Origin of the sequence: Pseudomonas subflava (assembly GCF_023823685.1) — a bacterium.
GTDB lineage: Bacteria > Pseudomonadota > Gammaproteobacteria > Pseudomonadales > Pseudomonadaceae > Aquipseudomonas > Aquipseudomonas subflava.
Genome location: NZ_JAMXBF010000005.1, coordinates 91157 through 115407, shown reverse-complemented (window position 1 = coordinate 115407; position 24251 = coordinate 91157). Strand labels below are relative to the sequence as shown.

Annotated in this window: 17 protein-coding genes, 2 tRNA genes, 2 pseudogenes and 1 riboswitch; of the genes and pseudogenes, 3 read left to right on the top strand and 18 right to left on the bottom strand. The window is 66.7% G+C overall.

Going from position 1 to position 24251, the window contains the following annotated elements; translation table 11 throughout:
* Positions 1-28 precede the first annotated feature (28 nt).
* From alr to rnr, 8 genes are all read right to left on the bottom strand, one after another.
* Positions 29-1105, bottom strand: a complete 1077-nt coding sequence (gene alr, locus NF616_RS07280; protein ID WP_252272579.1) for an alanine racemase — start codon at positions 1103-1105, stop codon at positions 29-31.
* A gap of 257 nt (positions 1106-1362) precedes the next feature.
* Complete coding sequence (gene dnaB / locus NF616_RS07275) at positions 1363-2757, bottom strand: replicative DNA helicase (protein WP_252272578.1); 1395 nt, start codon at positions 2755-2757, stop codon at positions 1363-1365.
* 150 nt (positions 2758-2907) lie between these two features.
* Positions 2908-3354: a 50S ribosomal protein L9 gene (rplI, locus tag NF616_RS07270; protein WP_252272577.1), complete on the bottom strand. Its 447-nt coding sequence runs from the start codon at positions 3352-3354 to the stop codon at positions 2908-2910.
* Between the two features lie 21 nt (positions 3355-3375).
* A complete protein-coding gene (locus NF616_RS07265; RefSeq protein ID WP_252272576.1) occupies positions 3376-4269 on the bottom strand; it encodes a hypothetical protein in 894 nt (297 codons plus the stop codon).
* 37 nt (positions 4270-4306) lie between these two features.
* Positions 4307-4537: a 30S ribosomal protein S18 gene (gene rpsR, locus NF616_RS07260; RefSeq protein WP_021701047.1), complete on the bottom strand. Its 231-nt coding sequence runs from the start codon at positions 4535-4537 to the stop codon at positions 4307-4309.
* A 28-nt stretch (positions 4538-4565) separates the two neighbouring features.
* On the bottom strand, positions 4566-4979 hold the full coding sequence (gene rpsF / locus NF616_RS07255; protein ID WP_110683505.1) for a 30S ribosomal protein S6: 414 nt from the start codon (positions 4977-4979) through the stop codon (positions 4566-4568).
* Between the two features lie 166 nt (positions 4980-5145).
* Entirely contained in the window at positions 5146-5901 is a 756-nt protein-coding gene (gene rlmB / locus NF616_RS07250; RefSeq protein WP_252272575.1) for a 23S rRNA (guanosine(2251)-2'-O)-methyltransferase RlmB, read from the bottom strand.
* Positions 5898-8405, bottom strand: coding sequence for a ribonuclease R (gene rnr, locus NF616_RS07245; protein WP_252272574.1), 2508 nt, complete (start codon positions 8403-8405; stop codon positions 5898-5900). The genes rlmB and rnr overlap by 4 nt, the downstream gene beginning before the upstream one ends.
* A gap of 196 nt (positions 8406-8601) precedes the next feature.
* On the opposite strand from rnr, the gene NF616_RS07240 reads away from it, so the two are divergent.
* Together NF616_RS07240 and NF616_RS07235 are read left to right on the top strand one after the other, a co-directional pair.
* Positions 8602-8685: transfer RNA gene (locus NF616_RS07240), tRNA-Leu, on the top strand.
* 110 nt (positions 8686-8795) lie between these two features.
* Positions 8796-8882 (top strand) — tRNA-Leu (locus NF616_RS07235).
* 168 nt (positions 8883-9050) lie between these two features.
* Here NF616_RS07235 and NF616_RS21370 read toward each other — a convergent pair.
* The 3 genes and pseudogenes from NF616_RS21370 to NF616_RS07225 form a co-directional block, all read right to left on the bottom strand.
* A pseudogene (locus NF616_RS21370) lies at positions 9051-9566 on the bottom strand (methyl-accepting chemotaxis protein); the annotation flags it as partial.
* 342 nt (positions 9567-9908) lie between these two features.
* Positions 9909-10169 (bottom strand): annotated as a pseudogene (locus NF616_RS21365) (HAMP domain-containing protein); the annotation flags it as partial.
* A 953-nt stretch (positions 10170-11122) separates the two neighbouring features.
* Positions 11123-12565, bottom strand: a complete 1443-nt coding sequence (locus NF616_RS07225; RefSeq protein ID WP_252272572.1) for a TolC family outer membrane protein — start codon at positions 12563-12565, stop codon at positions 11123-11125.
* 219 nt (positions 12566-12784) lie between these two features.
* Positions 12785-12891, top strand: a riboswitch (TPP riboswitch).
* Between the two features lie 82 nt (positions 12892-12973).
* On the opposite strand from NF616_RS07225, the gene thiC reads away from it, so the two are divergent.
* Positions 12974-14857 carry a phosphomethylpyrimidine synthase ThiC gene (gene thiC, locus NF616_RS07220; RefSeq protein WP_252272571.1) on the top strand — a complete coding sequence of 628 codons (1884 nt, stop codon included), beginning with the start codon at positions 12974-12976 and terminating at the stop codon, positions 14855-14857.
* A 93-nt stretch (positions 14858-14950) separates the two neighbouring features.
* Here thiC and NF616_RS07215 read toward each other — a convergent pair whose 3' ends face one another.
* The 7 genes from NF616_RS07215 to NF616_RS07185 form a co-directional block, all read right to left on the bottom strand.
* On the bottom strand, positions 14951-15700 hold the full coding sequence (locus NF616_RS07215) for an RsiV family protein (RefSeq protein ID WP_252272570.1): 750 nt from the start codon (positions 15698-15700) through the stop codon (positions 14951-14953).
* A gap of 101 nt (positions 15701-15801) precedes the next feature.
* Entirely contained in the window at positions 15802-17007 is a 1206-nt protein-coding gene (locus tag NF616_RS07210; RefSeq protein WP_252272569.1) for a DUF1302 family protein, read from the bottom strand.
* Positions 17007-17789, bottom strand: coding sequence for an outer membrane lipoprotein-sorting protein (locus NF616_RS07205; RefSeq protein ID WP_252272568.1), 783 nt, complete (start codon positions 17787-17789; stop codon positions 17007-17009). The genes NF616_RS07210 and NF616_RS07205 overlap by 1 nt, the downstream gene beginning before the upstream one ends.
* Before the next feature lie 11 nt (positions 17790-17800).
* On the bottom strand, positions 17801-18688 hold the full coding sequence (locus tag NF616_RS07200) for a hypothetical protein (protein ID WP_252272567.1): 888 nt from the start codon (positions 18686-18688) through the stop codon (positions 17801-17803).
* Positions 18681-21206: an efflux RND transporter permease subunit gene (locus NF616_RS07195; RefSeq protein ID WP_252272566.1), complete on the bottom strand. Its 2526-nt coding sequence runs from the start codon at positions 21204-21206 to the stop codon at positions 18681-18683. Before NF616_RS07195 ends, NF616_RS07200 begins: the two co-directional genes overlap by 8 nt.
* On the bottom strand, positions 21203-22417 hold the full coding sequence (locus tag NF616_RS07190) for an acyl-CoA dehydrogenase family protein (RefSeq protein ID WP_252272565.1): 1215 nt from the start codon (positions 22415-22417) through the stop codon (positions 21203-21205). The genes NF616_RS07195 and NF616_RS07190 overlap by 4 nt, the downstream gene beginning before the upstream one ends.
* 2 nt (positions 22418-22419) lie before the next feature.
* Entirely contained in the window at positions 22420-24168 is a 1749-nt protein-coding gene (locus NF616_RS07185) for a HesA/MoeB/ThiF family protein (RefSeq protein ID WP_252272564.1), read from the bottom strand.
* Positions 24169-24251 lie beyond the last annotated feature (83 nt).

Sequence of the window (24251 nt, the reverse complement as noted above, 5' to 3'; positions counted from 1 at the left end):
GAAGCGCGGATCTTTCCCGCGTTCACCCTCAGGTGCGATAGCGCCGCGGCACTCGCGCGGTGACTTTGGTCAGCAACTCGTAGCCGACCGTGCCGGCGGCCCGGGCCACCTCGTCCACCGGCAGGTTGACGCCCCACAGCTCCACGGCGTCGCCGACCGCCGCCCCGGGCAGGTCGTTGAGATCGACCATCAGCATGTCCATGCACACCCGACCGGCCAGCGGCTGCCGGCGCCCGCCGATCCAGACCGGCGTGCCGGCCGGGGCGTGGCGTGGATAGCCGTCGGCGTAACCGCAGCTCACCGTACCGATGCGCGACGGCCGCTCGGCGACCCAGCCGGCGCCATAGCCTACACTCTCGCCCCGCGCCACCTCGCGCACGGCGATCAGCTGCGCGTCCAGGCTCATGGCCGGTTTCAGGCCCAGTTCGGCGGCGGAATGCTCGGCGAACGGCGTGGCGCCGTAGAGCATGATGCCGGGGCGAACCCAGTCCATGTGCGATGCCGGGATCATCAGCAGCGCCGCCGAATTGGCCAGACTGCGCTGGTCGAAGTCCAGGTCGAGCAGATCGAGGAAGCACTCCAGCTGCACTTCGTTGAGACTGTGCTCGCGCTCGTCGGCGCAGGCGAAGTGGCTGAGCAGGTTCAGCTCGGCGACCTGGGCCGCACCACGCAGGCGCGGGAACAGCGCGCGCACGGCCGCGGACTCGAGGCCCAGGCGATGCATGCCGGAATCCAGCTTGAGCCAGACGTTCAGCGGCCGCGCCAGCTCGGCGGCGAGCAACGCCTCGACCTGCTCCGGGCCTTGCAGCACCAGGTCCAGCCCCAGGTGGGCGGCCATCGGCAACTCATCGGCGGCGAAGCAGCCCTCCAGCAGCAGGATGCGCGCCTCGCCGTGCATGGCGCGCACTTCGGCGGCCTCCTCCAGGCTGGCCACGGCGAAGCCGTCCGCCTCGCCATGCAGCGCGCTCACCACCTCGCGCACGCCGTGCCCGTAGGCATTCGCCTTGACCACCGCGAACGCCTGGCGCCCCGGCGCGCAGTGCTTGGCCAACTGGTAGTTGTGGACGACGGCGGCCAGATCGATGGTGGCGACGAGGGGGCGCATGAAGAGCTTCCGGAAAGAAAACGGGCGCCCATCTTAACCGCTGGGCGCCCGTTTTCATTGAGCGGGATCAGCCCCTTCGCCGCTCAGACCATAGTGAACGGCGCAAGGGCAAGGAGCCCGGAGCGCAGCAAGCGGAGTGGACCAGAGGTTCAGGGGCATGACTCGCGACGCTCGCCCTGTGGACGTTCAGCCAGAGGCTGTACGAGCACCGCGCGACACAGTCCATGCGTCGCGCAGCCGGCGAGACCGGTGAAGGGTCAGTCTTCCTCGAAGTTGTAGAGCCCCGGCGCCAGGTTGTCGAAGCGCGTGTACTTGCCGATGAAGGCCAGGCGGCAGGTGCCGATGGGGCCGTTACGCTGCTTGCCGATGATGATCTCGGCCACGCCCTTGTACTCGGTCTCCGGGTGATACACCTCGTCGCGGTAGACAAACATGATGATGTCGGCGTCCTGTTCGATCGCCCCGGATTCACGCAGGTCGGAGTTGACCGGGCGCTTGTTGGGGCGCTGTTCCAGGGAGCGGTTGAGCTGCGACAGGGCGATCACCGGGCAGTTGAATTCCTTGGCCAGGGCCTTGAGCGAGCGCGAGATCTCGGAGATCTCGTTGGTGCGGTTGTCACCACTGGAGCCCGGGATGCGCATCAGCTGCAGGTAGTCGACCATGATCATGCCGATATCGCCGTGCTCGCGGGCCAGGCGGCGGGCGCGGGCGCGCATCTCGGTCGGGCTGATGCCGGCGGTATCGTCGATGAACAGCTTGCGCTCGTTGAGCAGGTTGACCGCGGAGGTCAGGCGCGGCCAGTCGTCGTCGTCCAGCTTGCCGGAACGCACCTTGGTCTGGTCGATGCGACCGAGGGAGGAGAGCATACGCATCACGATCGAGTCGCTGGGCATCTCCAGGGAGAACACCAGGATCACCTTGTCGGAACGCAGCACCGCGTTTTCCACCAGGTTCATGGCGAAGGTGGTCTTGCCCATGGACGGGCGGCCGGCGACGATCACCAGGTCGGCCGGCTGCAGGCCGCTGGTCATGCCATCGAGGTCGGTGAAGCCGGTGGAGATGCCGGTCAGGCCCTCGTTGGTGTTGAACAGCTCGTCGATGCGGTCGATGGTCTTGACCAGGATCTCGTTGATCCCCACCGGGCCGCCAGCCTTGGGACGCGCCTCGGCGATCTGGAAGATCTGCCGCTCGGCCTCGTCGAGCACCTCCACGGCGCTCTTGCCCTGGGGCGCGTAGGCCATGTCGGCGATGTCATTGCTGATGCCGATCAGCTGGCGCAGCGTGGCGCGCTCGCGAATGATCTGCGCGTAGGCCTTGATGTTGGCCACCGACGGGGTGTTCTTGGCCAGCTCGCCAAGATAGCCGAGGCCGCCGACCTGGCTGAGGTGGCCTTCCTTGTCCAGCTGCTCGGACAGAGTCACCACGTCGAACGGCGAGTTGCGCTCGGCCAGGGTGAAGATCGCGCGGAAGATCAGGCGGTGGTCATGCCGGTAGAAGTCGCCGTCGGACACCGCGTCGGAGACCCGCTCCCAGGCATTGTTGTCGAGCATCAGGCCGCCCAGCACGGCCTGTTCGGCCTCGATGGAATGCGGCGGCACCTTGAGTGCGGCGGTTTCCAGGTCGTACTGCTGAGGGACGCTGATATCGTTCATGGCACCTGTGATTCCGGGCATTCAGAGGCTTTTGCGCAGGCAGGCTCCGCAAAAGGCTCTCGCAAAAAACAACGGGCACGCACCGCGAAGCGATGAGTGCCCGATTGTCGGCAGGCCCGCACGTGTGCGCAAGCCCGCGGGTCGCTCGCCTTAGGCGGCTACCACGATCACCTTGACGGTGGTCTCGACGTCGGTGTGCAGGTGCACGGCAACGTCGAACTCGCCGACCTGGCGGATGGTGCCGTTCGGCAGACGCACTTCGGCCTTGGACACCTCCACGCCGGAGGCGGTCAGGGCTTCGGCGATGTCGTGGGTACCGATGGAACCGAACAGCTTGCCTTCGTCACCGGCCACGGCAGTGATGGTGACTTCCAGCTCGGCCAGCTGAGCAGCGCGAGATTCGGCGGAGGCCTTCTTCTCGGCAGCGGCTTTTTCCAGCTCGGCGCGACGGGCTTCGAACGCAGCGACGTTCTCGGCGGTAGCGGCGGTGGCCTTGCCCTGCGGCAGCAGGTAGTTACGACCGTAACCGGCCTTGACGTTCACCTTGTCGCCCAGGTTGCCCAGGTTGGCGATTTTTTCCAGCAGGATAACTTCCATTTGGGTCTTACCTCTTAACTTTTAACCTTCACCGTTCGCGGGGCCGGCGCCATCTTTGCGCGCCAGGCGACCGCGAAAATCCATCAGACTGTCGACGGTGGCCAGGACCACCAGCAACGGATAAACCAGCTGCATAAACAGCAGCATCGACACGTACAGCCCCACCAGCCAGAAGCGGGCCAGGCGCCCCGCCGCGGCCAAGCCGTGCAGCAGAGCGACACCGGCCAGCGCCAGCGGCACGCTGCACATCGGCGTCAGCATGGCCAGCTCCAGGCCCAGGTTGGGCGCCAGGAACATGACCGCCAACAGCCCGAAGGCCAGCGGTGCGGGCAGGCGCAGGGCACGAAACTCGAGCCCGAAGCCGCCGGGGTTGTACAGCGCCGCCTGCCAGTACCGCCCGAGCATCAGGCAGAGCAGGCTGACGGCCTGCAGCAACGCAGCCATCAATCCGGTGAGTACCGGGGCGATCAGCGCCTCGAGGCGGGTCCGTTCGTCTACCGACATCTGCTGGTAGACCCCATCGAGCATCTGCGGCATCAGCTTGTTCAGCTCACCCGCCATCGCCACGATGGGTTCCTGGAACACCGTCCCCAGAACCACGCCAAACACCAGGCCGACGGCGATGCTGACCAGCACCACCCGGACCCAGGCATGGCCGGCACGCAACAACAGCGCCAGCCCCAGCGAACCGAGCAGCACCAACAAGGTGCGCGGCTCGCCGAAATGCCACCAGGCCACGGCCGGCAGCAATGCCCAGGCGAGGATGCCAACGGCATCTCTCGGCCCCCGCCGCAGCAGCACCAGGCAGCTGGCGGCGGCACTCAACCAGAACAACAGCGGCACTGCCGCCGAACCGACCACCACGAGGGTGGCCTGCATGCGGCCGCGCATGATGAAATCAGCCAAGGCGCGCATGCGGTTTATCCCTTACTACGAAATCGACGGTCTGCTATCAACGGCCGTGGCTGTCGGTGTAGGGCAGCAGGGCCAGGTAGCGGGCGCGCTTGATAGCGACGGCCAGCTGACGCTGGTACTTGGCCTTGGTACCGGTGATGCGGCTCGGAACGATCTTGCCGGTTTCGGAGATGTACGCCTTCAGGGTGTTGAGATCCTTGAAGTCGATCTCTTTCACGCCTTCGGCGGTGAAACGGCAGAATTTACGACGACGGAAGAAACGTGCCATGGAATTGGCTCCTCAATAGATCCGTGGATTACTCGTCAGCGTTGTCGCTGTTGTCACCGTCTTCGCCTTCGGCGGATTCGGTTTCAACGCGCTCACGGCGCTCGCGGCGCTCGCTGCGGTTTTCTTCGGCCTTGAGCATCTCGGACTGACCGGTGACGGCTTCGTCGCGACGGATGATCAGGTTGCGGATCACGGCGTCGTTGTAGCGGAAGTTGTCTTCCAGCTCGGCCAGGGCCTTGCCGCTGCACTCGACGTTCAGCATCACGTAGTGAGCCTTGTGAACGTTGTTGATGGCGTAGGCCAGTTGACGACGGCCCCAATCTTCCAGACGGTGGATTTTGCCGCCGTCTTCTTCGATCAGCTTGGTGTAACGCTCGACCATGCCGCCGACTTGCTCGCTCTGGTCCGGGTGAACCAGGAAGATGATTTCGTAATGACGCATGAATGCTCCTTACGGGTTGCAGCCTGCCAACGAAGTGGTCAGGCAAGGAGTGAATGACTCGTTGATCTTGCCGAAGCGAAGGCGCGGGCGCGCCTGCCGTCACGGCAAGGGGCGACATTCTAGAGAAGCCCCCTGCCGCGCGCAAGGCGGACTGGCGATTATTTGATCAGGCCTTGGCGGCGACCGCGCGGCGCTGGCGCACCGCCTCGAACAGGCACACCCCGGTGGCGACCGAGACGTTGAGGCTGCTGACGCTGCCGCCCATGGGCAGCTTCACCAGGTAGTCGCAGTGCTCGCGGGTCAGGCGGCGCATGCCCTTGCCCTCGGCGCCCATGACCAGCACCGTCGGGCCGGTCATGTCGAGCTGGTACAGCTCCTGGTCGACCTCGCCGGCAGTGCCGACGACCCAAAGGCCTTTCTTCTGCAGCTTTTCCAGGGTCCGCGCCAGGTTGGTCACCGCTACCAGCGGGATCACCTCGGCGGCACCGCAGGCCACCTTGCGCACGGTGGCATTGAGGGTGGCGGATTTGTCCTTGGGCACGATCACCGCATGGGCACCGGCGGCATCGGCGGTGCGCAGGCAGGCGCCAAGGTTGTGCGGGTCGGTCACACCGTCCAGCACCAGCAGCAGGGCAGGGCCTTCGCTACGCTCGAGCAGCTCGTCGAGCATGTTCTCGCCCCACACCTGACTCGGACTGACCTCGGCGACCACGCCCTGGTGCACGCCCTCGGCCCACTCGTCGAGTTCCTGGCGATCCTTGTGGCCGACCGGCACGCGGTTCTGCGCACACAGCTCGAGCAGCACCTGCACGCGCGGATCCTGCCGGCTCTCGGCCAGCCACAGCTGCTTCACCCGCTTGGGGTGATGACGCAGCAGCGCCTCGACGGCGTGTACGCCGTAGACCCTTTCCAGCTGGCTCATGGCTTCGCCTTGCGCCGGCTCGGTTTGCCACCGGCCGGGGCGGCGCCCGACTTGGGCGCGCCCTTGCGGTGGGAAGACGGCTTGCCGCCCTTGCCCGCCGGGGCCTTGCCGCCACCTTTCTTGGCACCGTCGAGCAGCGCCTTCTTCACGTCCCGGCTCTTCTGCACATCGGTATTGCCGAGCGCCCCGCCCCTGCCCGACTTCTTCGCCGCCGGCTCACCGCCGCGACGACGCGGCTCGGCCTTGGCCGGCTTGCTCTGGCTGAGCTCGAAGTCGATCTTGCGTTCGTCCAGGTCGACCCGCATGACGGTGACCTCGACGCTGTCGCCGAGACGGAAACTGCGACCACTGCGCTCGCCGGCCAGGCGGTGGTGCACCGGGTCGAAGTGGTAGTAATCGGCCGGCAGAGCCGTCACGTGGACCAGACCCTCGACATAGATGTCCTTCAGTTCGACGAAGATGCCGAAGCCGGTCACCGCGGTGATCACGCCCTCGAAGGTCTCGCCGACGCGGTCCTGCATGAATTCGCACTTGAGCCAGTTGACCACGTCACGGGTCGCCTCGTCGGCGCGCCGCTCGGTCATCGAGCATTGCTCGCCGAGTTTCTCCAGCGCCGCCTCGTCGTACGGGTAGATGCGCGCCTTGGGCATGCTCGCCGCACCGGCGCGCTGCACGTGCTTGGTCTCGCGCTTGGATCGGATCACGCTGCGAATCGCGCGATGCACCAGCAGGTCCGGGTAGCGACGGATCGGCGAGGTGAAGTGCGTGTAGGCTTCGTAGTTCAGGCCGAAGTGGCCATTGTTGTCGGCGCTGTACACCGCCTGGCTCAGCGAGCGCAGCATCACGGTCTGGATCAGGTGGAAGTCCGGGCGCTCCTGGATGCTCGCCAGCAGCTTCTGGTAGTCCTTCGGCTTCGGCCCTTCCTTGCCCTTGTGCAGGGCCAGGCCCAGTTCGCCGAGGAAGGCCTTGAGCTTCTCCACCCGCTCGGCCGGCGGGCCGTCGTGCACGCGGTACAGCGACGGCATGTCGTGGTCGAGCATGAAACGCGCGGTGGCCACGTTGGCCGCCAGCATGCATTCCTCGATCAGCTTGTGCGCGTCGTTGCGCTGGGTCGGGCGGATCTCGGCGATCTTGCGCCCGCTGCCGAAGACGATGCGCGTCTCCTGGGTCTCGAAATCGATGGCGCCACGCTCGTGGCGGGCGGCCAGCAGCACCTGGTACAGCGCGTAGAGCTGTTTCAGGTGCGGCAGCACCTCTTGGTACTCCTCGCGCAGGGACTTGCCTTCGCTGCTCTTCGGCTGCTCGAGCATGTAGCTGACCTTGTTGTAGGTCAGGCGCGCGTGGGAGTGGATCACCGCCTCGTAGAACTGGTAGTCGAGCAGCTCGCCGGACTTGGACATGCTCATCTCGCAGACCATGGCCAGGCGGTCGACATGCGGGTTCAGCGAGCACAGGCCGTTGGACAGCTCCTCGGGCAGCATCGGTACAACGCGCTCGGGGAAGTAGACCGAGTTGCCGCGCTTCTCGGCCTCGGCATCCAGCGCCGAGCCGACCTTGACGTAGTGCGACACGTCGGCGATGGCCACGTAGAGCTTCCAGCCGCCGGAGAACAGCTTCCAGCGGCTGCTGTTCTTCTCGCAGTACACGGCATCGTCGAAGTCACGGGCGTCCTCGCCGTCGATGGTGACGAACGGCAGATGGCGCAGGTCGACGCGGTTCTGCTTGTCCTTCTCCTCGACCTCGGACTTGAGCCGGCGGGCTTCCTTGGTCACGTCCTCGGGCCAGACATGGGGGATGTCATAGCTGCGCAGGGCCACGTCGATCTCCATGCCCGGCGCCATGTAATTGCCGATCACCTCGACGATGTCGCCCTGGGGCTGGTAGCGCGAGGTGGGCCAGTGAGTGATCTTGATCTCGACGAACTGGCCGACCTTGGCACCGCCGGTGCGACCCGGGGTGACCAGCACTTCCTGCTGGATCTTCGGGTTGTCGGCCTCGACGAAACCGATGCCGGCCTCTTCGAAGTAGCGGCCGACGATGGTCTCGTGGGCGCGCTCGATCACCTCGACGATGCCGCCTTCGCGGCGCCCACGGCGGTCGAAGCCGGCGACGCGGGCGAGCACGCGGTCGCCATCGAACACCAGGCGCATCTGTGCCGGGCTGAGGAACAGGTCGTCGCTGCCGTCGTCCGGGATCATGAAGCCGAAGCCATCGCGGTGGCCGGCGATGCGGCCGCGGATCAGGTCGAGCTTGTCCACCGGCGCATAGGTGCCACGGCGGGTGAAGATGAGCTGGCCGTCGCGCTCCATGGCGCGCAGGCGGCGACGCAGCGCCTCGAGCTGCTCATCGGTGGTCAGGCCGAACTCGGCCACCAGCTCCTCTCGGGCGGCGGGAGAGCCGCGCTCGGACAGGTGCTGCAGGATCAGTTCCCGGCTGGGAATGGGGTTGTCGTATTTTTCCGCCTCGCGGGCGGCCTCAGGGTCGAGGGATTGCCAATCGGCCATTAAGTGAAATTACCTTTACGCATATATAAGTGGTGTGCCATGCCCCTATTGAAACGCGAAACGGCATCGGGGGTCAGCACAATAATTTTTTCGCCGTCAGGGGTTTACAAGCAAAAGGGTGCTCCGTATAGTTCGCGCCCACAACGTTGCTGAGACGTTGTAACACGGAAGCGACTGAGTAATCATAGTTTCCCGTGCCCAGGTGGCGGAATTGGTAGACGCACTAGGTTCAGGTCCTAGCGGTGGCAACACCGTTGAAGTTCGAGTCTTCTCCTGGGCACAACTCTTCAGAAACCGAGCCGATGGCTCGGTTTCGCTTTTACCGGAGCAGCTTCCGTACCGCCAAAATCGGTGAATGCTGCAAAAGTCGGCGAGCAATCGTCGCTATGTGCCCAGGTGGCGGAATTGGTAGACGCACTAGGTTCAGGTCCTAGCGGTGGCAACACCGTGGAAGTTCGAGTCTTCTCCTGGGCACCACTCTTCAAACAGAACCGAGCCAATGGCTCGGTTTTGTCTTTTCTGGCCTTGGGAAATCGCCTCGGCCCCTCGCACAACCGCGCGAGCCGGAAGGCGGGGCGGAAAGACGGCGCCGCAAGCACCCGTTGAGGTTTCTTCGGCGCAGCCTCTCCAACGCCCAGCCGGTCGTCAGACCTTGAACTGGGCGAAGCTGGCCTTGAGCTGGCCGACCAAACCATCGACCACCCGGCCACTGGCCGCCGTCTCACCGACGGCCTGAGCCGCGCGCTGGGCCTCGCTGTGGATCACTTCGACCCGGCCGCGCACGGCGACCGCGCCTTCGGCCTGGTCGCCCGCCGAACGGGTGGCGCTGTCGATGGCGCCATGCACCTCGTCCACCGATGCCTGCACAGACTGCTGCAGCCGCGCGCTGTCGCGCAGGGCCTGCAAGCCCTCGCTCGCCTGGTCGCCGGCCTGACCGATCACCGCCACCGCCTCGCGGGCGCCCTGCTGCAGCGCGGTGATATGGGCCTGGATGTCGCCGGTGGACTGCTGGGTCTTGCTCGCCAGGGCCCTTACTTCGTCGGCCACCACGGCGAAACCGCGGCCGCTCTCCCCTGCCCGCGCCGCCTCGATGGCAGCGTTCAGCGCCAACAGGTTGGTCTGCTCGGCGATGGACTGGATCACCGTCAGCACCACCTCGATCTGCTCGCTCTGCTTGGCCAGTTTCTCGATCACCGCCGAGCCGTTCTCCACTCGTGCCACCAGCGCCTCGATCAGTCGGCCGACCTTGTCGGCGATGGCTGCGTTCTCATGGGCCGCCTGGCGGATGGCCGCAACGCGCTGCTGCGCCTCCTGCATGGCCTCGCTCTCGCGCTGCGCGGCCGCCGCCATGTCCTCCAGCGCCTGCAGGCTGCCGGCCACCTCGTCGCGCTGGCGACCGGCGGCCGCCTCGGCCGCGGCACTGCGCTGGGCCAGGCTGCGGATCTCCTCGCCGGTGCGCTGGGCCACTTCGCCCGCCTCGCGGACGATGGGCTGCAGCTTGGCGATGAACTGGTTGACCGCGTCGGCCATTTCGCCGACCTCGTCGTTGCTGTCCAGCTGCACACGCCGAGTCAGGTCGCCCTCGCCGGCGGCCAAGTCCTTGAGCGCCACGATCAGCAGCTGCAGGCGGCTGAGCACGCGCCAGCCGAGCACCAGGGCGACCACCACCAGCGTCAGCAGCCCTACCACCAGCAGGCCCGAGGCGATGCGCCAGCGCAGGCTGTCGGCGGCCTGCCGCACGGTCTCGCTGCCGTTGCGCGCCATGTCGGCGGTGGCCTGCTCGGCCAGCTGCAGGCGCTGCTGCAGGGCCTGGGTACTTTCCTGGGCCGCGCCGGAAAGGCTCTGGTCGACCAGTTCACCGGCGCTGCCGACCAGAGTGGCGAAGCGGGCGTCCAGCGCCGTCAGCTCCTGCTCCACCCCGTCCAGCGACATGCCGAGCTGGACCTTGCCGATGGACGCCCCCATCGGATTGATGTCCGTCTCGATGATGTACACCTTCGGGTCGCGCGAGGCGGCGTCGACCAGCTTGGCCAGCGCGCCATCGCCCTGCCCGGCCGCCACCAGCTCGCGCACCCGCGGGCTGCTGCGGTTGAAGTTGCGGGTCAGGCGCTGGCCCTGGGCGTCGTAGAACACAGCGAAGAGCACCGCCGGATCACGCTGGACGATGCGGGTGAGTGCGGTCAGGGCGGGCGTGTCGTTGTCCCAGATGGCCTTGGGCGCGACGCCGGCGAGCAGCTGGGCCATGGAGTTCCCGGACTGCTTGAGGTTTTCCTCGAGCACCTTGCGCAGCTGCGCCTGCTCGCTCTTGAGCTGACCGGAGAGGCCGTTGGAGAGACGTTCGCGAGTATTGCTGGAGAGCGCGGCCAGCCCGGCGCGCATCTCCTCTTCGGCACTGCCCAGTTCGCCGGCCAGACGCTGGCTCTCGCCACCCAGGCGCTGAGTCAGATCGCTGACCAGGCCATCGACGGTGGCGCGGGTCAGCCAGACCGCGAGGCCGACCTGGGCCAGCATGGCCAGGCCGAGGGCGATGAAGACGGGACGCAGCAGGCGGCTGCGCAACAGCGAGAACAGAACGGACACAGCGGAACTCCTTCCGGTCAGGCGACCCGATGACAGCGCATCGGCCGCATTCGGCAAAGCTGAAGCCAAGCAAGGTATAGGCCAAATGCCAGCATAGAAAAAGCCCCGCATGGGCGGGGCTTTTTCGCGAGAACCGATCAGTAGTCGGGGTTGCTCTGCAGCCTGGCTTCGGCGGCCTTGGCCAGGTCCTGCGGGAGGAAGTCCTTGTCCGGGTCGTAGTCCGGCTTGAGGAAGCTGGACAGCGCTTCCAGGTCGGTCGGCGCCAGGGTGCCGGCGGCCTGCTTCAGGCGCAGGTTGTTAAGGATGTAGTCGTAGCGTGCGTCGTTGTAGTTGCGCACCGAGCTGTACAGCTGACGCTGGGCGTCGAGCACGTCGACGATGTTGCGGGTGCCGACCTGGTAGCCGATCTCGGTGGCCTCCAGCGCACTCTGGTTGGAGATGATCGACTGGCGGCGGGCCTGCACGGTTTCCACATCGGTGTTCACCGCGCGGTGCAGGTTGCGGGTGTTCTCCACCACCTGGCGGCGCAGGCTCTCGCGCTCCTGCTCGCTCTGGGTCAGACGATAGTAGGCCTCGCGCACCTGGGAGCTGGTCAGGCCGCCACTGTAGATCGGGATGTTCAGCTGCAGGCCGATGCTGGTCTGCTCGGCGTCGCCGTCATAGGGCGAGGCCAGGTCGTTGTTGGTGAAGCCGAGGGAATCGTTGTCGCCCTTTTCATACTGGGCCACGGCGTCCAGGGTCGGCGCGTGGCCGGACTTGCGCTGGCGCAGGGTTTCTTCGGCGGCATCGACCGCGTAGTTGCTGGCCTGCAGGTTGAGGTTCTGCTGGGCCGCGGTGTCTACCCAGGCCTTGGCGTCGTTCGGCGTGGGCACCAGCACCGGCAGGCTGTGCACGATGCCCTCGATGGAGGCGTACTCGTGGTTGGTCAGGGTGACCAGCGCCTGAAAGGCGTCATCCACCGCACGCTCGGCGAGGATGCGGTTGGCGCGGGCGGTGTCGTAGCCAGCCTGAGCCTCGAGCACGTCGGTCTTGTCCGACAGGCCCACGTCGAAGCGCTCGTTGGCCTGGTCCAGCTGGCGCTTGAACGCCGACTCTTCGGCCTTGGTCGAGGCCAGCGTGTCCTGGGCGCGGAGCACCGCGAAGTAGGTCTCGGCGCTCTGCAGGATCAGGTTCTGCTCGGTGGCGGAGAGCTGCAGGGCATACTGCTGGTCGGTGGCCTTGGCCGCCTGGAACTGGAACCAACGGTCGGCGCGGAACAGCGGCTGGTTCAGGCTGGCGCGGTAGGACAGGCCGCTGCGCGAGGCGCTGACCTCGCCGGCGCGGGTGTCCACGTCGCTGTCGGTGTTCATCGCATCGGCACCCGCCGAGAGATTCGGCAGCAGGCCGGCGCGGGCCTGGGGTACCACTTCGCTGATCGCCTCATAGTTGGCGCGGGCGGCCGCCAGATCGGCGTTGTTCTTCACCGCCTCGTTGTAGACGGTGACCAGATCGGTCTTGGTCGCCAGAGGGGCTTCTTCTGCCCAGGCCATTCCAGTGGTGGCAGCAGCTACTGCGAGCGCCAGAGAGAGTCTGCGTAGCATGATCAGTCCTAGATGCAGGGGAATCGGGCAAGGCTAAGGCTGCCGCAGGCGGCGGTCAAGGCGGCGGCAGTGCTGCGGCGGGGCCGTTTTCGACAAGCATTGTTGCGGGGCCGCAACAATGCCAGTGCCGCCTCGCTCGGCCCCGGACATTCCCGACGAAACGCCACCTGCCGCCGGCCTGTGGGTTGGTGTTCCCGCGTGCCCTTGATTAGACTGCGGCAGTTCTTGTCGGGGTGCCCAGAGTCGTGGGCTGAGATCGGATAGTTCCGGATCCCGTTGAACCTGATCAGGTTAAGGCCTGCGTAGGGAACAAGATGTCCTCGCCACTGCGGCGAGTCCCTCTCGCACCACCCGTGGTGCGCCTTTCGCCATCAGGTTCGCTCCGACATCCAGCCAGGAGCCGAGCCGATGAGCGTCAAACAACAAAAGAATCTTAGTGAGAGCGCCCAGGTCGACCAACAGTCGATCCAGCCCTTTCCCCGTTCGCAGAAGATCTACGTACAGGGTTCGCGCCCGGACATCCGCGTGCCGATGCGCGAGATCAGCCTGGACGTGACGCCCACCGCCTTCGGCGGCGAGATCAACGCCCCGGTCACCGTCTACGACACCTCCGGCCCCTACACCGACCCCGGCGTGCAGATCGACGTGCGCCAGGGCCTGGCCGACGTGCGCAGCGCCTGGATCGAGGACCGCGGCGACACCGAGAAGCTGCCGGGCCTGTCCTCCGAGTTCGGCCAGCGCCGCCTGAACGACGCGGAGCTTTCCGCCATGCGCTTCGCCCACGTGCGCAACCCGCGCCGGGCCAAGGCCGGCGCCAACGTCAGCCAGATGCACTACGCGAAGAAGGGCATCATCACGCCCGAGATGGAATACGTGGCCATCCGCGAGAACATGAAGCTGACCGAGGCCCGCGAGGCCGGCCTGCTCAAGGAGCAACACGCCGGCCACAGTTTCGGCGCCAGCATCCCCCAGGAAATCACTCCCGAGTTCGTGCGCAGCGAAATCGCCCGCGGCCGCGCCATCATCCCTGCCAACATCAACCACGTGGAGCTGGAGCCGATGATCATCGGCCGCAACTTCCTGGTGAAGATCAACGGCAACATCGGCAACTCGGCGCTGGGCTCTTCCATCGAGGAAGAAGTCGCCAAGCTGACCTGGGGCATCCGTTGGGGCTCCGACACGGTCATGGACCTGTCCACCGGCAAGCACATCCACGAGACCCGCGAGTGGATCATCCGCAACTCGCCGGTACCGATCGGCACCGTGCCGGTCTACCAGGCACTGGAGAAGGTCGGCGGCATCGCCGAGGACCTGACCTGGGAGCTGTTCCGCGACACCCTGATCGAGCAGGCCGAACAGGGCGTGGACTACTTCACCATCCACGCCGGCGTGCTGCTGCGCTACGTGCCGCTGACCGCCAAGCGGGTCACCGGCATCGTCAGCCGCGGCGGTTCGATCATGGCCAAGTGGTGCCTGGCGCATCACCAGGAAAATTTCCTCTATACCCACTTCGAGGAAATCTGCGAAATCATGAAGGCCTACGACGTCAGCTTCTCGCTGGGCGACGGCCTGCGTCCAGGCTCCATCGCAGACGCCAACGATGCGGCGCAGTTCGGCGAGCTGGAGACCCTCGGCGAGCTGACCAAGATCGCCTGGAAGCACGACGTGCAGACCATGATCGAGGGCCCCGGCCACGTGCCGATGCAGCTGATCAAGGAGAACATGGACAAGCAGCTGGAATGCTGCGACGAGGCGCCGTTCTACACTCTCGGCCCGCTGACCACCGACATCGCCCCCGGCTACGACCACATCACCAGCGGCATCGGCGCCGCGATGATCGGCTGGTTCGGCTGCGCCATGCTCTGCTACGTCACGCCCAAGGAGCACCTGGGCCTGCCGAACAAGGATGACGTGAAGACCGGCATCATCACCTACAAGATCGCCGCGCACGCCGCCGACCTGGCCAAGGGTCATCCGGGCGCGCAGATCCGTGACAACGCCCTGTCCAAGGCGCGCTTCGAGTTCCGCTGGGAGGACCAGTTCAACCTCGGCCTCGACCCGGACACCGCGCGCAGCTTCCACGACGAGACCCTGCCGAAGGACTCGGCCAAGGTGGCGCACTTCTGCTCCATGTGCGGGCCGAAGTTCTGCTCGATGAAGATCACTCAGGAAGTGCGCGACTATGCCAAGGACAACGGTCTGACCGACGAACAGAAGGCCATTGAGGCCGGCTTCGCCGAACAGGCCGAGCGCTTCAAGGGTGAGGGTTCGGTGATCTACAAGCAGGTCTGATCGAGCGGCCGTCACACAGAAAAGCCGGGGCATGCCCCGGCTTTTTCATGTCCATGCGTGCGCTGCGCGCCGCTACCACACCATTAGAGCCGCTCAGCCACGCCCCGGAAAGTAGGCGGGCTTGAGTACGCCGTTCAGCCGCGAATAGGGAATGCGCAGCTCAGGATGGCCGCTGGCGTAGGGCGCGATGCGGCCGACCTCGTACTTGAGCATCACTACGCCGCGCAGCAGGGCCACATTGGCGGTGCGCTCGAACGGCCACTGGGCCTGGTAGTCCAGGTCCTGGTCCAGGCCGTTGGCCTTGAGCCAGGCCTGGTGCGCCAGCTCGGCCTGCCGCCAGAAGTCGGCCCGCCCGTCCGGCAGCAGCATCTCGTCCAGGCTCAGCAGGCGACCCTTCTCGCGGTCGTAGTTAAGGTAGGCGCGCCCGGGAATGCCGTGTGCGCCGCCGGTGAAGCGATAGCTGGACAGTTCGATCACCACCAGGCGGTCATGCTGCTCCAGGACCTTGGCTTGCAGGTAGCTCATCCAGCCCGGTTTGGCGCTGGCGAGAAACTCGCGCTCGTAGACGTCCAGTGAAGGCGGCGGCGGATCGCCCGGCAGCTCGACGGTCAGTTTGAGCAGCTCCTGCTCGATGCGCGCGTTCAGCTCCGGCAGATCGTCCAGGTTCTGCAGGTCGATGTTGACCAGCGGGCATTCCTTGCCTTCGCACCCCGGCGCGCGGTGCTCCCAGGCCTGACGGCTGACGGACAGGCCCGACTGGGGCTTGGCGGCGGACAGCAGCGCCTGGCAGCCGCTGAGCAGGAACGACAGGGACAGCAGGCCGGCTACGGCGATGACACGCATGGGCTTTCCTCGGGACGGCGACGGGCGTTTCGACTGCATGCCGCCGCGGGCGTTCCCGGGGCGGTGGCGTCATTGTCGCCGGCCGGAGCGCAGCGGGACAATCACAGGCTGAAGTCCCTGCGCACCTGCAGGTAGAGGCGGTCGCGGTCGTCGAACTGGCCGTACTGGGTGAGCTGGCCGCCGCTGAAACCGATGTAGCCAGCCTCCAGGTACCACTGGTTCCAGGGCCGGTAGCCGAGGTTGGCCTTGACCATGTGGCTGCTCTGCACGTCGCGGTTGTACAGCCAGAGGATGCCGGCATTGAGACGCTGCCTGGACCAGTCCTTGAGCACCGCCGCCGAGGCCTCCCAGCCGGTCGCCCGTTGCAGGCTGTCCGGTGCGCCGTGGCGATGGCTGACCGTGGCCTGTAGGTTCACCGTCCATTCGTTGCGCGTCAGGTCGAGGCCCAGCAGCGCCGCGGACCTGGGCACGTCGTCCGCGCCTTCCGGTGTCTGCAGCGGCTCGTTGAACAGGTGCACTAGGTCGCCGCGCACCACCCAGTCGCCGGCCGGCCGCGCGAACGAGGCACCGACCAGGCTGCGCCGGCGCTGCTGTTCGACCAGCTGGCCTTCCTCCACCACGTACAGCGGATCGGGACTGAGCCCATCGAACAGGTAGAAGTCCAGATCGGTACCGTCGACGAAGGTCTTGCCGCGCCAGCCGATGTCCGGCCGTTCGTGCTCGTCGTCCTCGTCCAGGCCTTCCGGCCGCCCGGTGATGGCGAAGTCGGCACCAGCCGGGGCGTAGCGGGTGGTCCTGGTCTTGGGCGCGACGACGAACTGCTGCTCCAGGCTGTCGCCGTAGATCTCCACCACGGCCATCGGACGGGTCTGGCGGCCGAGGGAGTAGTCGTCGATGTAGGGCAGCAGGAACTCGCGCAGGTCCAGCGGGTTGAGCACGTCGACTAGGCGGAAGTAGTCGCCCCGGCCCCAGGCGATCTGCTGCTGGCCGAGGCGCCACTGCCAGTTGTCGCCGGCCCAGGTCAGGTACAGCTCGCGCAGGTCCTGGTCGAACTCCATGCGGTCCTCCAGCTTGCCGCCGGCATCGTCGTACTGGCTGCGGTAGCGGCCGAGCAGCACGCTGTCGAGCGTCCAGTTGCCCTCGCTGACGCGGCTCTCCAGCAGCGCCTCGACGCGGTGGCCGGAGCTGCTGTCGCCGGTGGTGTCGTGGTGGTAGCCGTCTTCCAGATGACCGCGACCGCTAAGGGTCGCGGCCTGCGCGGCCAGGCCGGCCAGACTGCCAAGCAGGCCAATCAGCACTGTGCGCATCAGCGAATCCCGTTGCGCAGGGCGCGCTCGCTGAAGTTCTGGTCACCGAGGTCCAGGTTGTAGTCGGCGGCGCTGCGCACCAGGCGGGTCTCGCCGCCCTCCACCAGGTTGCTCATGCGCGACTCGTTGACCGTCCAGAAACCTTCGACCTGGGCTACATCCAGAACCTCGAAGGTCTTGATCTGGCGCCCACCGCGAAAAAACTCGTCGCGCAGGATCAGCTTGCGCTCGCGGTCGACGTAAATCAGGCGCTGACTGTAGCCGGTGCGCGGGTTCTCCAGGCCGTCGGCGGTGCGCGCCTCGATCACGTAAACCGGGCGGTCCTGGTAAACCTCCTCGCGCAGCAGCTTGTACTGGTAGTCGTCGACGCGCATGCGCTCGATATCGGCAAAGGAGAAGTCGGTGCCGAGGAACGGGCCTTCCTTGGAATTGGTGGCGATGCGCCGGGTCTTGCGCAGGGCCGGCAGGTACAGCCACTGGTCGTCCTCGCGGGCCTGCGCTTCGGCGTAGCTGTGCATGAGGATGCCGGTGCCGGCGGTGTCGCTGGGGGCGGTGAAGTACAGGGTGGACTTGCGCTCCTCGCCGTACTCCTTCTCTAGCATCAGCAGCTTGCGCTCACGCACGAAGCCGTCGGCCATGGTCTGCACCAGGCTCAGTTCGGAGCGGCGGTCCTGGCCTTCGTCGCGGTCGCGCACGCCGCGCATGATGGTAGTGGGATCGAGGGCCTCGGCGAACACCGGGAAGCTCAGTAGCAGGCCGAGGCCCAGCAGGGAAATACGCATGGGGAAACTCCTTAGCGACAGTCGACTGTCAGGTAACTGTTCGGGGTGGATGTCCATCGGGATCGGTCGTCCAGGCGATAGCCCGGCACGCTCGGCGCGGTGGCGCGCTCGCGGCCCAGGGCGACCAGCTTGAGGCGCTGGAAATCGGGCCGGGCGAGGTCCTGCAGGTCGCGGCTGCGCAGGCTCTCGGCGACCAGGTAGAACTGCGCCACCTCCTCGTCGCTGGTCGGCAGGCCCGACTCGCCGTTGAGCACCTGGCGCAGGTAGACCAGGATGTCGGCGGCCGAATAGGCCTGCTGGCTGCGTTCGCGCAGGGCGGCGGTCGCCTGCTGCAGGGCCTGCAGGGTGGCGGTGCGAGGTGGCACCGCGCCATCGGCCTGCAGCGTCCATTGCTGCAGACTGTAGCCCTGCAGCGCGCCCTGGGCACCGCTGGTCACCCGGCATTCGGGGGCAAAATCGGCGGCCAGGCGCCTGGCGTACTGCAGCAGCAGCTCGGCTTTTTCCGCCTTGGCATAGGGCCGCGCCAGGCGCAGCCAGAAGTGCGTGCCGTCGCCTTGCGCGGTGACCAGGCGCCGGCCGAGCAGCGGGTGCCGCTCGACCAGCTCGGCCAGGGTGCGCAGGCCCGCGGGCGTCAGCTCGCGGACTTCGATCAGGCGGCGGAAGCGCACGTCGTCACCCTGAACGGCGATGGCATTGGTGCTGGCCAGGCTGTCCAGGCTCTGGATCGGCGTACGGCCTTCGGCGTCCTCGATCTGCCACAGGTTCTGCGTGGCGCCGACCAGCTGCTGCAGATGCCCGGCCTGGTACAGCTCGCCGCCCGGATAGAGGGTCAGCGCCAGCCAGTCATCGGCGCTGGCCGGCAGGGCCAGGCATAGCAGCCAGAGCAGGTGCCTACGCATTGGCCGGCTCCAGCTGCGCCGTGGCCTGCGGCGCCTGGCGGGTGCTGACGAAGACCGGCAGCACCAGCAGGGCGAAGACCGCGGCGAACAGCATGGTCAGCGAGATGAAGATGCCCAGGTTGACCAGCGACTGGTAGCCCGACAGGCACAGCACCAGGAAGCCCAGCCCCAGCGCCAGGGTGTTGATCAGGATCGGCTTGCCGGTGTGGCGCAGGGCGTACTGGGTGGCCTGCTGCGGCGTGCCGGGGCTGTGGCGCATGGCCGCGATCACGTGGATGGCGTAGTCGATGCCGATGCCGAAGGAAATCGCCGCGATGATCGAGGTGCCGATGTCCAGATCGGTCCCGGTCAGCGCCATCAGCGCGCTGATGCCCACCAGGGTGAACAGCAGCGGCAGCAGCGCGACGAAGCCCAGGCGGATCGAGTGGAACATGGCCATGACCATCAGCACGATCAGCGCCGGCGACGACAGGATGCTGCTGACCTGGCCCCACACCACCGCGTCGGTGGTGGCCACCAGCACTTCGCCGTAACCGGACACGCGCACGGTCATGCCGGCCGGCAGCACCTCGCGGGCGTAGTCCAGGGCGTCGCGCATCAGCGCGCCGACCTCGGAAGAACGGTCGGTGTGCAGGATCGCCAGCACCCGGCCGCTCTGGAAGCGGCGGTCGACCACGTCGAACAGGTCGCGGCCATTGGCGTTCTCGTAGAGCAGGTAGTACTGCGCCAACAGGCTGCCGCTGATGTCGTCCGGCAGGCGGTACTGCCCGGCGGCGAACTCGTCCTGGGTGACCTGGTGCAGGCGTTTGACGAAGTCGGCGGCCGAATAGGTGAAGCCGACCAGTTGCTGCTGGCGCAGATGCTCCTGCAGCTTGGCCACGCCTTCGATCACCGCCGGGTCCTTGAAGGCATCGACCCGCGCGCTCTCGATCATCACGCTGATCGGCGTGGTGCCGCCGAACTTGGCGTTGATCGCCGCGTCGTCCTGGCGGATGCGGCTGTCCTCCTCGAAGTAGCCGATCACCTGGTTGTCCACGGTGAGGTTCTCCACCACGTACCAGCTGCACAGCACAATGGCCACCAGCATGCCGAAGGCCAGGCGCCTGCCGTAGCGGGCGAAGTGGCCGAGTGCGGCGATCATGCGGTCCAGCCGGTCGCTGACCAGCAGGCCGTGGCGCGGCGGCTCGGCCTTCCACAGGATGACGATGGCCGGCAGGAAGACTACGGTGATCAGCCAGGCGAAGAAGATGCCGAAGCCGGTGAATACGCCGAACTCGAAGATGAAGGTGACGTCGGTCCAGATCAGCGAGAAGAAGCCGACCAGGGTGGTCATGCAGGTCACGAACATCGGCCAGAACAGCTGCTGCATCACCTTGAAGGCGGTGTCGATGCGCGCCTGGCGGTCCGGGTTGGGCGGCAGGTTGCGGTAGTAGTCGGCGAGGAAGTGGATGGCGTCGCACACCGCGATGGAGATGATGAACACCGGCATGATCGAGGTGATGATGTTCTGCTTCACCCCGCAGGCGGCCATCAGGCCGAGGGTCCAGATCAGGCTGAAGATGGCGATCAGCAGCGGCGCCACCACGCCCTGCAGGCGACCGAAGCTGATGAACAGGACCAGCAGGATCACCAGCAGCACCGCCGGCAGCAGGGTCTGGTTGTCCTTCTCCATGTTCGACGCGGTCTGCGCGGCGATCATCGGCGGGCCGCTGAGGTAGATGCGGTCGTCGCCCTGCATCTGGTCGGTGATGTCGACGATGGCCTGGTACACCTGCAGCATGGCCGGCGAGTCGTCCTGAGCGATATTGAACTCGACCTGGATGGTGGTGGCGCTGCCGTCGCGCGACACCAGGCTGTCGAGGAACAGCGGGTTGCCCATGGCCTCGGCACGCAGGGCGTCGAGCCCGGCCTGGTCGGTCGGCACGCGCGGCATCAGCGCATGCACATCGAGCGCCTCGTCGACGGTCAGCATGTTCTCGACCGTGACCAGGCTGCGCACCTTGCGCACCGGTACCAGTCGCGTCTGCAGGCTGTCCAGCCAGGCTTCGCGGGTGTGGCTGAGCTGATCCAGCTCGATCAACTGCTGCTTCAGCGCCGCCAGCCGCGGCTGGTCGGCCGGCGTCAGGCCGCCCTCAAGGACGGCGTCGACGGGCTTCTTCAGGCGCGGATCGGCGCCCAGGGCGAGCAGCTTCTCGCTGTCGCTCGGCAGCACCAGCTCGATCGCCTGGAACGCACGGGTCAGCTCGGCCACGCGCGTGAGGCTCTCGGGGTTGAAGATATTGCCCTGGGGGTTCTCCAGGGCGACGAAGGCCTGCTCGCCGGTGTTGGAGAACAGTCGCTTGTTGTCGGCATCGGCGACCCGGCTGGGGTGGCTTTTGTCGATCATGTAGGGGGTGCTGTTGATCTCCAGGCGACCCGCCGCGGCCACCGCCAGGGCGGTAACCAGCAGCAGGACGCCGAGCATCAGCCAGGGCCGATGCAGCATCCAGGAGAGCAGCGCGACGGCGCGGGGCTTCATGCGGCGGCTCCTTCGCCGGTGTAGGCGTCCAGACGCAGGTCGTCCTTGTGCTTGCCGCCGCTCTGCGCCTCGGCCACCAGGTTGGTCCAGATCACGTGCTTGTGGATCTCGCTGGTGCCGCCGGCGAAGAACAGGCCGATGGAATCGCGCAGCAGGCGCTCGTAGTAGTGGTCACGGCGGTAGCCATAGTTGCCGTGGATGCGCATGGCGTTGAGGCAGGCGTCGTGCAGCGCCTCGCTGGCCAGCATCTTGATGATCGAGGCCAGGGTCGAGCAGTCGCGGCCCTGCTCCAGCTCGTTCAGGCCGCGGATCACCACGCCGCGCAGCAGCTCCAGCTGGGTGTAGGCCTGGACGATATGGCCCTGCACGTACTGGTTGTCGCTGATCGGCCGGCCGAAGGCCTGGCGCTTGAGGCTGTACTGCAGGCACTCGTCGATCAGCGGCTGCATGCAGCCGGAGATGACCACGCCGGTGAAGATGCGCTCGACCAGGAAGCCGAAGTAGAGCACCCGCAGGCCCTGCCCCTCGCCGTTGATCAGGCTGTCGGCATCCAGCGCCACCTCGTCGAAGCTCAGGCTGCCGATCGGCGTGCCGCGGTTGCCCATCAGCTCGAACGGGGCGGATTGCGTCAGGCCGGGCTTGGCGGTTTCGGTGATGAAGCAGGAGATGGCATTGGCACCGGCCTCCTCCAGGCGGGCGAAGGTCATGCAGATGTCCGCCACCGGCGCGTTGGTGATGTTCCACTTCAGACCGTTCAGGCGGTAGCCGCTGCCGTCGCGGCGCGCCGCCAGCTTCAGCGAGCGCACGTCGGAGCCGCAGCCCTGCTCGGTGATGGCGAAGCAGCCGATCTTCTCGCCGCTGATCAGCGGCGGCAGCCAGCGCTGCAGCTGCTCTTCGCTTCCATAGCTGAGCAGCGCCGACTGCACCAGCGCCACCTGGGCGACGAAGGACACCAGTACGCCCATGTCCTGGCAGCCCTCGGAGAAGCCTTCCAGGGCCGCGGAGAATTCCCAGATACCGAGGCCCTGGCCGCCGAAGCGCGCCGGCATGTGCACGCCGAACAGCCCGGTGGCGCCCAGTGCGCGCCACAGCTCGCGGTCGAAGCCCAGCTCGCGGTCGCGCAGGGCGGACGTCGGGCGCACCAGGTCGCGGCCGACGGCCAGGTAGTGGGCGCGGATGGCCTGCTGTTGCTCGTTCCAGATACCGTTCATGTTCATGCTCCTATGTGCAGGGTGTTCTGCTGCTTGGCGTCACGCAGCCGGGTGAGGAATTCGTCGCCTTCGAGCTCGATCAGCGCCTCGATCTGCGCGATACGCTCGCGGTCAACGGCGTCCAGGCGCAGCCAGAAGGGGTGCACTTCACGGCCCTGGTAGCGGTTGGCGTAAAGGTGCTGGGGTGCGATGCAGGCGGCGCGCGCCGGCAGGACCTGCGGGCGGAAGCCGAAGAAGTCGAGGTTGCGCAGGGTCACCTGGCGCTCGCCGTCGCCGACCATGGCCAGCACGCCGCTGTCGGTGCGGCACAAGAGGCGCCCATAGGCACTGAGCAGGAGCAGACCGGCCTTGGCCTCGAGCACCGGATCGCCGATCTGCGCCTTGGTCACCCGGCCGATCTCGCGCACCTGCTCCACCGGCAGCGACTGCAGCTCGGCGACCTGCGCGTAGAGGTCGCGGCCGAAGGCGTTTTCCACGCCGAAGGCGGGACGCTGCGCGGCATCGAAACGCATGTCGCGGGCGATCGGCGCCTTGAGGGTGGAATAGGCCAGCAGCTGATGGTCGCTCTCGCGCACCAGGACGATGTGCACGTCCTCCTGCGCCAGATACTTCAGCGGCTCGGCATGCAGCTGGCGGCACGCGGCTTCCTGCGGATTGATGAAGCCGACCCTGGCGTAATGCACGAAGGCGAAGCGCAGCAGCTGGCGGGTGAGGTTGTTGTCCAGTTGGTAATTGGGAATGGCATAGCTGGCGATGCCGGCGCGGCGGTCGATACGGAACTGCTCGTAGTCGCGCAGAGCGGCGAGCTGCGGCGGCTGATAGTGCTTGACCGAACGCTCGAGGAAGAATCCATCGGGCCGCTCGGGCGGCAGCTCGCGCCACTGCGCCAGTGCCTGGCGGCCCTGATCCAGCAGCGCCTGGTGCTCGCGCTCGGCCTGGGCGTCGCGGCGACGGGTCAGCTCCCAGACGTCGACGTAGATGGCGTCGCGCACCGGGCGGCCGTTGATCAGGTCGAGGATCAGCGCGGTCGCCAGCGTGCCGAACAGGTGGGCGGCGATGCCCAGCTGCGAGGTGTAGTCCTTGCCGGCCAGGTGGCGGTCCAGCTCGGCGTACATCTCCAGCGGCACGCATTCCACCGGCACCAGAAAGGTACAGGCCTGCAGCGGATCGAGGGTTGCCACCTGCTCGGCGCCGAGCAGGCCACCCAGCACCTGCAGGTCCGGGTTGCGGTAATCGAACACCGGGATGTACTGGGCGGCGGCCATGTCGTAGCCGCACACCACCGGTTTGTACTGGCGCCGGCAGACGCGGTGCAGCAGGTACTTCATCTCCAGCCCGGCGCGCCCGGTGACGTCGATGGCGTCGACCACCACGTCGGCCTGGGCGACCAGCGCCTCGACATTGTCCGGGGTGACCCCGTGACCATGCAGCTCCAGCCTGACGTAGGGGTTGATCTGCCGCACCCGCTCGGCGAACACCTCGACCTTGGCGCGACCGATGTCGCCGACGACCATGTTCTGCCGGTTGGCGTTGTTCAGCTCGTAGCTGCCGTTGTCGACGAGGATCAGGTGCTCGGCACCGCTGCGCACCAGCAGCTCGATAACGCTGCCGCCGGTGGAGCCGCAACCGGCGATGAGGATCACCGCCTCGCGCAGGCCGCACTGGTCGTCGGCGCTGATGAAGCCGGCGTTGCGCAGGGTGAGTTCGCGGTAGAACTGATCGTGATCCAGGGGAGGCGATGGGAGAGTCATGGTTGCGTCCTGCATGGGTAGGGAGGCGGGCATCCTATGCAGCGCTTTAATGGCACAACAAGAACCAATCACCCCCCGCTGAC